This window comes from Flaviflexus huanghaiensis, assembly GCF_014118685.1.
Classification (GTDB): Bacteria; Actinomycetota; Actinomycetes; order Actinomycetales; family Actinomycetaceae; genus Flaviflexus; species Flaviflexus huanghaiensis.
Map to the genome: position 1 here is coordinate 1 of NZ_JACFAK010000017.1, position 13,605 is coordinate 13,605.

Annotated in this window: 13 protein-coding genes, 1 tRNA gene and 2 pseudogenes; 11 read left to right on the top strand and 5 right to left on the bottom strand. The window is 64.8% G+C overall.

Annotation, left to right across the window (positions count from 1 at the left end; all coding sequences use genetic code 11):
• The first annotated feature begins 149 nt into the window (after positions 1-149).
• The 3 genes and pseudogenes from H7E91_RS10585 to H7E91_RS11860 all read left to right on the top strand — a co-directional run bounded on the left by H7E91_RS10585 (position 150) and on the right by H7E91_RS11860 (position 3,012).
• A complete protein-coding gene (locus H7E91_RS10585) occupies positions 150-1,538 on the top strand; it encodes a conjugal transfer protein TrbL (RefSeq protein WP_206680424.1) in 1,389 nt (462 codons plus the stop codon).
• A 3-nt stretch (positions 1,539-1,541) separates the two neighbouring features.
• A pseudogene (locus H7E91_RS12180) lies at positions 1,542-2,087 on the top strand (SCO6880 family protein); the annotation flags it as partial.
• Between the two features lie 22 nt (positions 2,088-2,109).
• A complete protein-coding gene (locus tag H7E91_RS11860) occupies positions 2,110-3,012 on the top strand; it encodes an SCO6880 family protein (RefSeq protein WP_241698548.1) in 903 nt (300 codons plus the stop codon).
• Between the two features lie 10 nt (positions 3,013-3,022).
• Here the strand turns inward: H7E91_RS11860 and H7E91_RS10595 are convergent, their stop codons facing one another.
• Positions 3,023-4,240 (bottom strand): hypothetical protein, encoded by a 1,218-nt coding sequence (locus H7E91_RS10595; RefSeq protein ID WP_182355072.1) that lies wholly within the window; start codon positions 4,238-4,240, stop codon positions 3,023-3,025.
• A 113-nt stretch (positions 4,241-4,353) separates the two neighbouring features.
• On the opposite strand from H7E91_RS10595, the gene H7E91_RS10600 reads away from it, so the two are divergent.
• From H7E91_RS10600 to H7E91_RS12240, 8 genes and pseudogenes are all read left to right on the top strand, one after another.
• Entirely contained in the window at positions 4,354-5,184 is an 831-nt protein-coding gene (locus H7E91_RS10600; protein ID WP_182355073.1) for a hypothetical protein, read from the top strand.
• Positions 5,181-6,665 carry an ATP-binding protein gene (locus tag H7E91_RS10605; RefSeq protein WP_182355074.1) on the top strand — a complete coding sequence of 495 codons (1,485 nt, stop codon included), beginning with the start codon at positions 5,181-5,183 and terminating at the stop codon, positions 6,663-6,665. Before H7E91_RS10600 ends, H7E91_RS10605 begins: the two co-directional genes overlap by 4 nt.
• The gene (locus tag H7E91_RS10610) at positions 6,662-7,210 is read left to right on the top strand and encodes a hypothetical protein (RefSeq protein WP_182355075.1); all 549 of its coding nucleotides are present in this window, start codon (positions 6,662-6,664) and stop codon (positions 7,208-7,210) included. The genes H7E91_RS10605 and H7E91_RS10610 overlap by 4 nt, the downstream gene beginning before the upstream one ends.
• A complete protein-coding gene (locus H7E91_RS10615; protein ID WP_182355076.1) occupies positions 7,207-8,985 on the top strand; it encodes a type IV secretory system conjugative DNA transfer family protein in 1,779 nt (592 codons plus the stop codon). Before H7E91_RS10610 ends, H7E91_RS10615 begins: the two co-directional genes overlap by 4 nt.
• 81 nt (positions 8,986-9,066) lie before the next feature.
• On the top strand, positions 9,067-9,504 hold the full coding sequence (locus H7E91_RS10620; RefSeq protein ID WP_182355077.1) for a single-stranded DNA-binding protein: 438 nt from the start codon (positions 9,067-9,069) through the stop codon (positions 9,502-9,504).
• Between the two features lie 11 nt (positions 9,505-9,515).
• The gene (locus H7E91_RS10625; RefSeq protein WP_194309250.1) at positions 9,516-10,079 is read left to right on the top strand and encodes a hypothetical protein; all 564 of its coding nucleotides are present in this window, start codon (positions 9,516-9,518) and stop codon (positions 10,077-10,079) included.
• A 3-nt stretch (positions 10,080-10,082) separates the two neighbouring features.
• Entirely contained in the window at positions 10,083-10,289 is a 207-nt protein-coding gene (locus H7E91_RS10630; RefSeq protein ID WP_182355079.1) for a hypothetical protein, read from the top strand.
• A 183-nt stretch (positions 10,290-10,472) separates the two neighbouring features.
• A pseudogene (locus tag H7E91_RS12240) lies at positions 10,473-11,513 on the top strand (recombinase family protein); the annotation flags it as partial.
• Here the strand turns inward: H7E91_RS12240 and H7E91_RS11870 are convergent.
• The 4 genes from H7E91_RS11870 to H7E91_RS10650 form a co-directional block, all read right to left on the bottom strand.
• Positions 11,433-12,038 (bottom strand): hypothetical protein, encoded by a 606-nt coding sequence (locus tag H7E91_RS11870; protein WP_241698550.1) that lies wholly within the window; start codon positions 12,036-12,038, stop codon positions 11,433-11,435. The pseudogene H7E91_RS12240 and the gene H7E91_RS11870 sit on opposite strands and share 81 nt — an antisense overlap.
• Positions 12,039-12,138: 100 nt before the next feature.
• Positions 12,139-12,214, bottom strand: a tRNA-His gene (locus H7E91_RS10640).
• 71 nt (positions 12,215-12,285) lie between these two features.
• Positions 12,286-12,618: a hypothetical protein gene (locus tag H7E91_RS10645; RefSeq protein ID WP_182355080.1), complete on the bottom strand. Its 333-nt coding sequence runs from the start codon at positions 12,616-12,618 to the stop codon at positions 12,286-12,288.
• On the bottom strand, positions 12,615-13,538 hold the full coding sequence (locus H7E91_RS10650) for an ATP-grasp domain-containing protein (protein WP_182355081.1): 924 nt from the start codon (positions 13,536-13,538) through the stop codon (positions 12,615-12,617). The genes H7E91_RS10645 and H7E91_RS10650 overlap by 4 nt, the downstream gene beginning before the upstream one ends.
• Positions 13,539-13,605 lie beyond the last annotated feature (67 nt).

The following is a 13,605-nucleotide window of genomic DNA, read 5'->3' on the forward strand; positions in this document are numbered from 1 at the left end:
CGTCACCACCGCGGCGATAATCGTCCATCATTCGCAAGGCCCGCTGCCTGAACTCCGGGCTGTACACATTGGTCATAATCCAATTCTCCTCAATCAACGAATCGGAACGAAACCCAGGACGCTTCAGACCCCGTCTGTCGAGAGTGCTGGTGTTCGTGATGGGCGTGTGCGACGTTCCCGTGATCTCCTCGGTCTGCGATGCCGTCGGCGAAGGAGCCGCTTCGTTGGTCGCGGCCCCGTTCGACTGGCTCGCTCAGGCGATGGGTGCAGCCGCCGGGTGGCTGTTCGAGGCGGTCTGGTCGGTCTTCGACACCACGACACTGGTGGATGTCACCAAGCCCGGCTACATCGCCGTCTACAACCTGCTGTTCGGTATCGCGGTCTTCGTGATGCTGATCTTCTTCTGCCTCCAACTCATCACCGGTCTGATCCGCCGCGACCCCACCGCACTCACCCGAGCCGCCCTGGGCCTGGCGAAGTCCGTCCTCGGATCGTTCGTCGTCATCACGCTCACGGCGCTTCTGCTGGAAGTCGTCGATCAGCTGTGCATCGGGATCGTGCAGGCTGCCGGGGAGACCACCGAGTCGATGGGTGACAAGATTGCACTCCTCGCCGCAGGACTGGTCGGCATCAACATCGCCGCCCCCGGCGTCGGAGCGATCATCACGATCTTCATGGCCGGCCTCGCAATCACCGCCGCCGCCATCGTCTGGCTCTCCCTCCTCGTTCGGAAGGCACTCCTACTGGTCGCGGTCGTGTTCGCCCCATTGGCCTTCTCTGGTGCCTCGTGGGATGTCTCACGGGGGTGGATCGGGAAGTGGGCGATGTTCGTCGTCGCCCTGATCTGCTCCAAGCTCGTGCTCGTCGTGATGTTCCTCGTCGCGATTACCCAAGTCTCCGCACCGATCGACGCAGACCTCGCCTCGATCAGCGACCCCATCGCGGGGATCGTGCTGATGGCAATGGCAGCATTCGCTCCGTACCTCACCTACAAGTTCATCGCGTTCGTCGGGTTCGACATGTATCACGCGATCGGCTCCGAGCAGGATGCCAAGAGCGCACTCAACCGCCCGATCCCGGTCCCAGCCAAGCCGCAAGGCGGCGGTGACACGAAGAAAGTGCTCGACGGACCTGGCAGCGGAGGCGGGAACGCAGGTGGAGGGTCCAGTCGTGGCAGCAGTGCACCAGCGTCGCCGAAGAGCTCACCACCAGCACCCGCTGCGAGCGGCAGTGGTGCCGCCGGGGGTGGAGGTGCGGCAGCGGGTGGGGGCGGCGCGGCCGCGGCGGGTCCTGTCGCGGCAGGCATCGTCGTTGGAGCGAGCATAGCCAAGGGAGCCGCGACGGCCGGCCCGAAAGCCGGAACCGCCCTGGGAGCTCAGGGAGAGCACGCCGCCGACGCAGCCGCGCAGGCAGCACCTCCACCGCCTGCCGCATCGCCTGCCGCACCGTCGAACCCAGCACCACGACCGCCGAGTACCGGTACGGCACCGCCGCCGAATCAGCCTCTGCCGCCCGCGCCCCGCCCACCGAAGGAGTAGACGATGAGCAGCTCGAACCATGATCGTCCTACTGCGGGCGAACTCGTACCGGTGAAGTTCTCCCGCCTCACCCGCCGCGGCGTTCTGCTCGGCCTGTCACTCACCCAACTCATCACGCTTGCCATCGGCGGCACCACACTCATCGGCGCGTTCTACGCCGGCGGCGGGATGCTACTGGCCTACACCGCCCCCATCTGGGGACTCGCTGGCGCGCTGACCTGGATACCGATCTCGGGTCGTCCCATGGTGGAGTGGCTGCCCATCGCTTGCTGGTGGCTGTGGCGTACCACTGGCGGGCAACTGCTGTACCGACGCAGGACCGTCGTCCCTCGCCCCGTCGGAACCCTTGCGCTGCCCGGCGATATGGCCAGGCTGCGCGAATACACCGATCCTGACACCGGGGCCGGGATGATCCATGACCCCCACGGCGCGACCTTGACCGTCGTGTGCGAGGTCACGCATCCCGCGTTCGTGCTACTTGATCCCAGTGAGCAGGAACGCCGCGTCAGCTCCTGGGGTCGCGTGCTGGCGACCGTCTGTCGCTCCGGGCGCATCGCCACTACTTCAGGTCTTGGAGCGGACCCTGCCGGACTCTGGCACCGGACTCGCAGAATGGTGGGCCACCCACGGCACCCCCGACGGGTCTTGGGCTGCAGACACTTACGCCGAACTCATCGACCGCGCTGGACCTGCCGGTGAACGCCACGCCACCACGCTCTCTCTGTCACTGGACCTGAAGACCAGTGCTCGGCAGATCAGGACCGCCGGTGGCGGGATTCGTGGTGATGCGGCCGTGCTGCGGCAGGAGATGAACACGCTCGTCGCCGCGCTTCGCTCTGCCGACCTCTCGCCCTCGGAGTGGCTCACGCCTGGGCAGATCGCCGTGATGCTGCGCTCCGCCTACGACCCCGCGATCGCGGCCACCTTGGAGCGGCACGGCAGGCTCGGCCAGTCCCTCGCTACTGCTGGGCCCGTCGCTGTCACCGAAACCTGGGGACGGCTGCGCACCGACTCCGCTCACCACGCGGTGCTCTGGATCAGTGAATGGCCCCGGTCGCTCGTCTATCCGGGGTTCCTGTCGCCGGTGCTGCTGTCCACCGGCATCCAGCGGTCGTTCTCACTGATCTGCACCCCGATGCGTTCCGATCAGGCCGCGCGCGATATTCGTAAGAAGAAGGTCGAGCACATCTCCGACCAGGCCCAGCGCGCGAAGATCGGCCAGATCGAAGACGCCTCCCAAACCGCTGAGTACCACGACGTGCTCCAGCAAGAAGCCGACCTCACCGCCGGCCACGGCATCCTCCGCTACACCGGCCTCATCGCCGTCTCCGCACCCACCGTCGAAGAACTCGACGCCGCCGTCGCCGCCATCGAGCAAGCCGCGGTCCAAGCCTCTTGCGAGACCCGGCTCCTTGTCGGACAGCAAGCCGCTGCGTTCACCGCAGCGGCACTGCCGCTCTGCCGAAGGGTGTGAATTCAGGCATTCAGGCCTCTCCGCCAGATGAGTCCTTCGAGTCGCCGTTCTTGAGGACCGCCCCGACGACGAGGGTCCCAATACCTAGGACACCCACAGCAACCTTCGGCCCAGCCTCTGCTGCGGCATTTCGCAACTGCTGTGGATCGCGCACTGCATCTCTCCAACGGGGGCGGGTCAGCGCTTCCCGATGAGATTCGATCGCGAATGGCGCATGGAAGTCATCAATGGAGTCGCTGACGCTGTTGATCGAGTTGATTACCTTGCGTGCGGCGCGGGCATGCAGCACGACGTTCTCACGTGCGACACCACCGGCGTGATCGAGGCGAGTCATGAGGTGCTCCGTCTTCAGGACGATCTTGCTGTGCCGCTGCTGGAGCGCAGCATCGAGGCCGATCCGATGTCCATCCAGCGAAGCCGGCGCTGTGTCAAAGACATGATCCAACTCCAGCACCGCATACTCGTTCTGCAACTGGAAGCATCGCGCCAGCACAGCGAGCCACACGCCGATCTCTGCCTCGATGTCCTGGGTTGCCTTTGCGAGTGCGCCCACGCCCGACTGGTCGTTGGCCTTGTCGGCGAGGGCTTCCAGAGCCCGTAGTGCGTCTGCTTGAACCTCGGCGATTGTGCCCACCTCGGTCTTGACCTTGTCCCAAGCGGTTTCGCGATCTCCGCCGTGTTCGCGTATCACCATCGCCTCGTCGATGACGAAACTGACTCGATCCATCTTGGCAAGGACTTCGTCTCGTTGCCTACGGCGTACGTCATCAAGCTTTCCGTCGATAGAGACAAGGAGTTGCTTCAGCTCCTGTGCCTCTTGCTGCCGAGCAAGCTGAGCCATTACTCCGGCAGCGCCGGAGAGAATAGCGGGGTTCATGAGAAGAGATGCCGGACCATCCTCGATCTGAATCCACCTACTGATGGAGCCGGGGTCGCCCAGCATCGCGTGACTGATGCCTTTGGTCTTCGTAGGCATCAGGCCGAATTCCTTGACCTGCTCGGACGACTCTTTGGTGAGCCTCACGTATCGGCCAGCGTTTTCAGCGATGTTGGACGCCGCCTCCGCAGCCTTCGACCCCGTATCGAGCACCGATCCGAGCCTGTCGAGACGAAGCTCACGCGAGAGGGACAACATCCCCATTGAATCCAGGAAGCGCTCGACAGCCGATGAGTTACCGATGACAGCCAGCCCCTCGCCGTCATGGATCAACTCGATCTCATCAGCCACTTGCCGTCTCCTCCGCTGTCAGCTTTCTTACTCAAGAGTATCCGTGACCACCGACAGCGGTCTTGGCTTCTCGGGCGCACCTCCAAGACACACGACGTGCCAGGAGGTTCACGATGCCCACGTTCTTTGATTCGACTGCCGATGCCGCTGAGGCGTCCGAGGCACTGCGAGGACTCGCCCATGCGAGCCGGACCTTTGATCAGCCCGCGCAGATGTACGGGGTGATCGGTGATCTGTCCTCGGGGATGCGGTCGCTGCGGCAGGTGCTTGACCAGATCGCCGATGTTCACGAGCTCAAGGCCGCACACGCCTTCAACGACGCAGGGAGCCACGAGGCAGGAGTCCGCGACGCGCGCGCTGCTGCGGAGGAGCTTCGTCAGGCGGCGAGCCTCGTCGACCGGGCATATGACCGGCTCGCGGAAGGGTTCAACGCGGCGGGGCGGATCGCCTGGCACCCTGAGCCCGCCGTCGAGGAAACCGCTCCGTCGCGGTGGGTCAGCGTGATCTTCCTCCAGGGCGAGGAGGCGAACCGACCGTTGCGCATCCTCGGTGAGCTGGGGCATGTCGATGCGGTGGATTTCCTCGCGCAGTGGGACTACGGCGATGAGACCACACAGGCCGCGCTGGAAAACGGGTACATCTACGATCAGCCCGGCGAGGGCACCAACGACCGGGTGGCGCTCTCGGGCGACTACGCGCTGGTCGTGAACCCGCACGTCGGCTACGTCTCGCTGCTGCGCCGCTACACCGAACCAGAGACCGAGCAGCAAGACGTCGAACCAGTCGCATCCACTCCGGTACTTGGTGGACCAGAACTTCTGGTGTCGTATTCGTCGCCGGGCGCTCCGAAGAGGACCGACCTTCCCACGCCGAAGCAAAATGGGTCGTGGTTCGAGCCAGCCAAGATCACGGCAGTCAAGCAGGCGCGGGGGCTGGAGCTGTGACCGAGGATCGCGCGCGACTGCACACTGCCGTTCTGGTGACCCCGTCGAAGGAACGGCGAAAGCTCCGCAAGCAGCGCCGCAAAGCTGAGGTCAGGCTCCACACCGAGCAACGTAAGACCGAGGTTGCCGATGTGAAGGCGAAGGCCGAGGAGGAGCGCGCCGCGCGACGCGCCACCATTTACCTGCCGAAGGCGGGTGAGCCAGGTGTTGCGCGGTTACGCACTCCGGGCCGGTTCCATCTGACGCGGCATCAGGACACGTCGGCAACGCTGGCGGGCGCATACCCGTTCGTCGCTGAGGGTGGGCTCGGTGCCGATGGCGTGTTCGTCGGCCAGGACCTCTATTCGGGCGGCAGTTTCGTCTACGACCCGTGGGTGCTCTACGCGCGCGGGATCATCACCGCACCGAACGTGGTGCTGGCGGGGATCGTCGGATCAGGCAAGTCCTCTCTGGCCAAGTCGCTCTACACACGGTCGCTGCCGTTCGGTCGGCGCGTGTACGTGCCCGGCGACCCAAAGGGTGAACACACCGCTGTCGCGAACGCCGTCGGCGGCAGAGCCATCATCCTCGGACACGGCCTCAACACTCGCCTGAATCCGCTTGACGAAGGCCACCGGCCCAGCGGTCTGTCGGATGACCAGTGGGCCTCAACCGTCGCGGCCAGGCGTCGTGATCTGGTCGGCGCGCTCGCTGAGACCGTGCTCGCGCGGGGCTTATCGCCGTTGGAACACACCGCGATCGACATCGCCCTGACCCAGACGGTGCAGGAGAACGACGTGCCGATCCTGCCGATGGTCGTCGACCGCATCCTCGCCCCGAGTACGGATGCCGACGGCCGGTTGGCTGAGGACGGTCGGCTCGTCGGCCATGCGCTGCGGCGCCTCGTCGCCGGGGACCTGGCCGGGCTGTTCGATGGGCCTTCGACGATTGAGTTCGATCCGTCGTTGCCGATGATCTCGCTCGATCTCTCGCGGGTCACCGAGAACTCGACCCTGATCTCAGTGTTGATGACGTGCTCGTCTGCATGGATGGAGTCCGCGCTGCTCGACCCGAACGGTGGGCAGCGGTGGGTGATCTACGACGAGGCATGGAGGCTCATGTCCCACCCTGCCTTGTTGCGCCGAATGGACGCGCACTGGCGACTCGCGCGGCACTACGGGATCGCGAATATGCTGATCTTCCACAAGCTCACCGACCTCGACAACGTGGGCGACCAAGGCTCCGCCATGCGTTCCCTGGCCAACTCGCTGCTCGCGAACGCGGAGACGCGGATCGTGTACCGGCAGGAGTCCGACCAGCTCGGCCCCACCGCGAAGGCACTCGGGCTGACCGGCACAGAACAGCAACTCTTGCCAAACCTCGGAGTCGGGCAAGGCCTATGGCGGATCAAGGCCAGGAGCTTCGTCTGCCAACATCAACTCCACCCCGATAAACTCGCTTTGTTCGATACCAGCAGCCGCGCAGCCGGAGGCCACCGATGAACCTCACAAGCACGCGTCGAATAAGTCCGAGTAATGACGATACGACCGCACCTGTCGAACTGCCGCACGTCCTCGTCACCGTCGCAGAAGATGGCACTCTCACCGTCACAGTCGATGGAACACCGTTCCCACCCTCGGATGGAACCGTGTGGACGCGGGCAGCGTTCGGGCCGCTCATGGATGCCATCACCAAGGACCGAACTATCGCCGTCCGAGTCGAGGTGCGCGAGAGCGACGGCAGCGTCTTCACCGACATCCTGCGCGCCCGCAAGCCCCGACGCGCCACGGCGCCGACCGAGACTCCTGTGCCTGAGACTCGTCGAAGTCGCCACGCCCGACGGGTGCCGCGTCTGACTGAGGTCACCGCGGGCGGGTTCATACCCGGCGAGGATGTCGCCGTCGCGACAATCGTCTCCCACACGGATGCCGCCGGAACCGGCGAAGCCCGCGCACTCATCGACCTCGACGACATGCCCGATGGCACGCACGAGGTGATCTTGCTCGGGCGTATCTCGGGCACGCTTGCGGTGCGGCGGCTGACATGAACCAGCGGCCAGCCGGAGGTATGGGCGACGAACTCACCAACGCCGCTCTGATTGGCCTGATCGGCATGTTCGGGATCGCTCTCGTTCTTCGCGCCGCCGGCAGTGTCACCGCGTTCCTCACTGGAATACCCCAACCTGAATCTGGCGCCGCGGCGGGGGTCGCGGTGCTGTTCAACCCCGCCGACCCAGCGACCGCGCTCGGGGCCGACGGGCTCAACCCGGTCATCTACTGGCTCATCAGTGCGACACTTTTGGGAGGGCTCGCTGCCGGGACTGTCTGGGTGTGGGTCGTGCTACGCCGACACGCTCTGAAGAGTGAGACTGATCCGCACCGACTCGCGGGGATTGCGACCAGCCAGGAGGTCAAGGCCGCTGCATCCGCGAAAGCTCTGCTGCACCGCGCGGCTACTCTGCGACCCTCCTTGGAGTCGCCTGCACCGCAGGATGTCGGTTACCTGCTCGGTGCCAGCCGTGCCAGGAAGGTGTGGGCATCGGTTGAGGACTCGATCCTGCTGATCGGCCCGCCCCGATCTGGCAAGGGTCTGCACGTCGTCATCAACGCGATCCTTGACGCACCCGGCGCAGTCGTCACGACCAGTACGAGGCCCGACAACCTCACCGCGACCCTGCTGGCACGTCGTCGCAAGGGCGGGCCGGTCGCCGTGTTCGACCCGCAACACCTGGCCGAAGGCATCCCCGCAGGGCTCCGCTGGTCCCCGATACGCGGGTGCGACGATCCCTTGACTGCCATGATCCGCGCTAACGGCCTCGTAGCCGCCACAGGGCTCAGTGCTGGTGGGGTTGAGTCGGGCGGGTTCTGGGAGGGAAAGACCCGCACCGCACTCCAGAGCCTCCTGCACGCTGCTGCGCTCGACGGTCGCCCGCCCGCTGAATTGTTCGGGTGGACCCTCGACCCCAGCGCCGCATCCGAGGCTGTCGCGATCCTCAGCGCACACCCGAACGCGGCGATGGGCTGGGACGACTCCTTGGGTGCGATGATCGACGCCGACCCCAAGACCCGCGACAGCATCTGGCAAGGCGTCTCCCTGGCACTCGCTGCCCTCGCCGATCCGCGCGTGCTCGATGCCGTCACACCCGGCCCGCACGAACACTTCGACCCCGAAACCTTCCTCACAGAGCAAGGCACCCTCTACATGCTCGCCACCGGAGCCGGAGCAGGAGCCTCCGCGTCGCTCGTCGCAGAATTCGTCGAAGACCTGATCGAAACCGCACGGCGACTCGCCGCACGCTCACCCGGAGCCAGACTCGACCCGCCACTGCTGCTCGCACTCGACGAGATCGGCAACCTCGCACCGCTGCCGTCCCTGCCGACGCTCATGGCCGAAGGTGGCGGCACCGGGATCACTGCGATGCCCGTTTTGCAGTCCCTCGCCCAAGCTCGTGATCGGTGGAGCGAACACCAGGCCGGGGCGATCTGGGACGCCAGCATCGTCAAGATCATCCTCGGCGGCGCATCCAACAGCCGCGACCTCCAAGACCTCTCCACGCTCATCGGCGAGCGTGACGAGTACACCGACAGCGTGACACTGGGCGACCACGGCACCCGATCCAACCAACGCTCGATCCGCCGCGTCCCGATCCTGCCGCCCGACCGCATCCGCACCCTGCCATTCGGCACCGGCATCACCATGCTGCGCTCCGCGCCACCCATCGTCACCGACCTCCGCGCCTGGCCAACTCGCCCCGACGCCGCGCAACTCCGCAGGGACCGCGACGAACTCGAAGCCCTCCTACGCCGCCGTCCTGCCTCCTGACGACGGCGCTTGGAGGCCGAAGCGCACCTGCCTGACACAGCGACCCACACGGCTGGTCGCCCGAGTCAGGAGGAGGCCATCATGGCCATTCGCACCCACCAGTCCATCTCCGGCTTCGTCGCCTCGGACCCGCAGCTCAGCTACACCGAGCGCGGTGACGCGCGCCTGTACATGAAAGTCGGGATTGAGCACTACCGCAAGGAGCCCGACAACACCTTCACTCAGTTGGAGACGACCTTCCACGATCTCATCGCGTATCGCGGTGCCGCTGAGCAGGGAGCCGAGCGGCTCGCCAAGGGCGACAACATCATCGCCGACGGGCGTGTGCGGGACTACTCGTACGAGCGAAATGGCCAGCGGTACGAGGGTGAGGAGTTCATCGCGACGCGCATCGGACATGACCTCGCGCGTACTCGCTATGAGGTGGATCGCAGTGAGCGTGCTTCCGCCCGTGATGCCACGGCATTCGCTAGCCCCCAGCAGGCTGCGCCGTCTGCTGCGACCGCCATTGGACTGTGAGCGACTCAGCCATGACCGATCAATTCTTCCCTGAGCACGACGACATGCCACCTGAGGCGGGACCAGCGTCACCACGATTCGACGTGCCCGAACCACCGCACCCGGTCAACTGGAACTTGCTGACCGCTAACGATCTCGAAGCCGAACTGCTCGAACTGAACCGCTGGGTGGACTGGCTCCGCCATACCTATGGGCTTCGGGCGAGCGTGGTTCCGCCGTACTGGCACCGTCACCCCGAACTCCTCTGGGAGCTATCCGCACTGCACCTGCACTGGCTGTGCGCGTACGACCCGGAGCAGAACGGGTCCGCACCGCTGGGTTGGCACCGCGACTTCGCTGACGCACGCGCCCGGCTTCGTGATTGGGTGGCGGCGTGCGGCACTCGGCTCGACCGAGACCGCCCGACTCGCCAGACGAGCTGGCCGGGGGAAGACCCGGCACCGACGATCGAAGACTCACCGATCACAGATCGCGACGAGGACTTCGTCCGGTTTGTTCTCGACGCGGTCGCTTCACGCCAGGAGGCAGAGGATGCCTTCTTCGCGGGCGTCGACCCGGAGACCGGCGAGGTGTGAATCGTGGCGCGTCGCTATGAACGGAAGACTGGGCAGCGTCAGCAGAGCGAGCGCGAGCTGACGGTCCGCGCCGAGTTCCACGAGCCGCCTGACCTGGACAAGCTCTGCGAGCTGCTGATCCGCCTGGCGCTCCAGCAATCGGGCTCGTGCCGCTCGGAAGGTGCGACTCGACCGAAGCCCCCTCGTGCCACGGCGAACACGTCGTCGTAGAATGTAGGCATCCGTCGCGGATGGCGGATGTTGTGGTCCTAGCGCTTCGCCATCTTGGCGAGGCAACGAAAACGTGGCCGACATGGCCTAGTCCTACAGCCTTCGGGCTCTTCTCACGATCAACATCCGCCGTCACACCGTCCGCGTCGGCAGGACCAGTGACTGTGGAGAAGAGCCATGACAATGATCGACGCGGACCGCACCGCGATAGACAGCCTCGTAACGCCAACACCATTCCCTGGATCGTTCGCCGTCTCCTACCTGCGAGTCTCCACCAAGGAGCAGGCTGAGAAGGGCGGCCAGGCGGAGGGCTTCTCGATCCCGGCGCAGCGCGAGGCGAACCAGCGCAAGGCCGACCAACTCGGAGCAACGATCATCGAGGAGTTCGTCGATGCTGGCGAGTCCGCACGCAAGGCAGACCGCCCCGAACTGATGCGGATGATCCAGTACGTCACCAAGCACAAGACCAACTACTGCATCGTCCACAAGGTCGACCGGCTCGCCCGCAACCGAGCCGACGACGTGACTATCCACCTCGCGCTCAAGGACGCCGGCGTCACGCTGGTCTCTGCCACGGAGAACATCGACGAGACCCCGTCGGGAATGCTGCTGCATGGCATCATGTCGTCGATTGCCGAGTTCTACTCCCGCAACCTCGCTACCGAGGTCGTCAAGGGCCTGTCGCAGAAGGCCGCACAGGGCGGCACCGTGACGAGGGCACCTATCGGCTACCGCAACGTCGGCGTACGCGACGAATTCGGGCGGGAGATACGCACCGTCGAGATCGACGAGGAACGAGCCCGACTGGTCCGGTGGGCCTTCCAGGTGTTTGCTTCCGGTGACTGGACGACCAGCCAACTCCACCAGGAGCTAGTGGCGCGCGGGCTGACCAGTGTCGCGACACCTCGACGACCTTCTCGACCCATTGGGAAGTCTTCGGTGCATCGGATGCTGACGAATCCCTACTACAAGGGGAGCGTGCGGTACCAGGGCGTCACCTACGCGGGTGTGCACGAGCCCATCGTTCCCGGCGAAGTGTGGGAACAGGTACAAATCGTGCTCGGGACACACCGCTCGGCCGCCGATGCGACGCAAGTGCACGAGCACTACTTGAAGGGCACCGTGTTCTGCGGGCAGTGCGGGTCACGCCTGTTGGTGTGCAATGCCAAGAGCAGTCAGGGCAAGATTTACCCATACTTCGTGTGTGCCAGCCGTCATGGCGGCAGGGGTGACTGCACCCGGCAGGCGATGCTGATCGAGCAGGTCGAACAGCTCGTCGAACGCTTCTACGCACGAGTCCAGCTCGACCCCGAGACGATGCAGGCAGTCTCGGCGATGCTCCATGCCAGGTTCGACGAGATGATGGCCGAAGGAGCCGCTGAACTTGCCGACCTTGCAATGAGAAGAACCCAGCTCGAAGGCGAACAGCAGAAGCTGCTGCAAGCCCACTATGCCGGAGCGATCCCGCTCGACCTTCTCAAGAAGGAGCAGGACCGGATCACCGCGTCGCTGGAGACCATCGAGTACCGGATCAACGCGCACCACGGCCACTACGCCGACGCACGGGCGAACCTCGACGACTCGCTGAAACTGCTGTCCAACGCAGCCGATCTGTACGAGCATGCCGACGACGCGAACCGCCGACTGTGTAACCAGGCACTGTTCAAGGCGATCTACATCGACGAGGATAATGACGTGCGAGTCGGCTACCGGCCCCCGTACGACGGACTGAGCCTGTCCGGCCTCCACGCAGACGCCCTGAGTTGGGCCGCCGAAGCAAAGAAATTGGGCCAGGAGGGAACCGCGACCAAGGGCGGACCGTTGGTCGCAAGTTCACACCTGACCCATCTGGGGTGGCTAACGGGGCTTGAACCCGCGACCTCCTGGACCACAACCAGGCGCTCTACCGACTGAGCTATAGCCACCATGGCGTTGTTCGCCGATTCACCACTATACCCAACCTCGGCTCCGTTGGCGGAATCGGTTGGATGTGGTGTCAGTTGCACTTCGCAGCGACGTCGGCATGGATGCTCTCGAACGTATCTCGTGCTCGTGCGTCGTCAAGATCTTCGGCAACGTTGCCAGCTGCGTCAGCAAGGTCTCGGATCGATGCGGCAAGGTCATGGTCGGTCGCGAGCACGGATGCTTCGGCCAACCGGAACTCCCACTGGCGTGCTGAGTCCGCCTGCTCGTCTGTCAGCGGCTCGGCGAACTCCCTGATCTCGACTGCAACGGCGTCAACCTCGCGGCATGCCTCGTCGTTGCTTCCCGTCTCGGCGCCACAGGCGGCGAGACCGAGAACGACGAGCAGGGCAGCTACGCGTTTCACCAGGACGCACGCACCGCAATCGCGTCGGCGAACTTTGCGAGGTTGTCTTCATCCGCGCTGAGGTAGAGGGAGCCGTCGATGAGGGAGATCTCCATGACGTAGAACTCCTCATTGTCGTTCGGACCGCCGCGCACGATGTCGACTCGGTTGAAGAGCAGCAGTTCATCCCGCCCGCTCTGCTCCTTGATGTAGGAGTGAAGGGACTGACGGATCCGCTCGCCCCAGCGCCACTCCTGCTCCGTCGCATCTGACGAGCGCGCGATCTCCTCGTGGACGACGTCGCCGCCTTCAAAGCGGGGATGGAGCATCGGCTCCTTCTCCACCTTGTAGGAGGGCAGTCCATTGAGGTAAATGAGGGACACTTCGCCCGAGCGGTCGACCTCTTCGTGGTAGCGCTGGACCATGACGGAGCGGCCGCGCTCGAGGTGGTGGATGGCGTCTGTGATGGCCCTCATCCGGGAGATTGCGTCAGTTGACGTGTAGCGGCCGGTGCCCCGGCCCCCGGAGGAGATGGCGGGCTTGACGACAAAGTCCCCGACTGCCGGGAACCGGGTGTGGACCTGGTTGCGGCTGAGGTTCTGCGACGGCTCAAGCCATGTTGTCTCGATCGTTGGCATCCCAAGCACGGCCAGGTCCTGCAGGTAGTGCTTGTCCGTGTTCCACTTCATGACATTCGCTGAGTTGAGCAGCCGCGGAATGGACTCAGCCCATTCGATGAAGCCCCTCCGGTCCTTCGCGTAGTCACGCACGGATCGGACAACGACTGTGCCAGCCTCATCCCAGTTGACCGAGGGGTCGTTCCAGACTGCGATGCGGGGCTCAATGCCCCGGTCTCGAAGTGCGTCAGGCAGACCTGCCTCGTCAGCATCAAGTCGAGGAAAGTTCTGCGAAGTTACGAGAGTCACTATCGGATCAGACACGCTTCCAACGGTACCCGAAAACTAGGACCTTTGGCCGCATCGAGCAACGATCGGACGCGTATCACAG

Coding starts and splice junctions, on each gene's coding strand:
- H7E91_RS10600 (WP_182355073.1), top strand. CDS start 4,354: ATGCCCACGTTCTTTGATTCGACTGCCGATGCCGCTGAGGCGTCCGAG.
- H7E91_RS10610 (WP_182355075.1), top strand. CDS start 6,662: ATGAACCTCACAAGCACGCGTCGAATAAGTCCGAGTAATGACGATACG.
- H7E91_RS10615 (WP_182355076.1), top strand. CDS start 7,207: ATGAACCAGCGGCCAGCCGGAGGTATGGGCGACGAACTCACCAACGCC.
- H7E91_RS10620 (WP_182355077.1), top strand. CDS start 9,067: ATGGCCATTCGCACCCACCAGTCCATCTCCGGCTTCGTCGCCTCGGAC.
- H7E91_RS10625 (WP_194309250.1), top strand. CDS start 9,516: ATGACCGATCAATTCTTCCCTGAGCACGACGACATGCCACCTGAGGCG.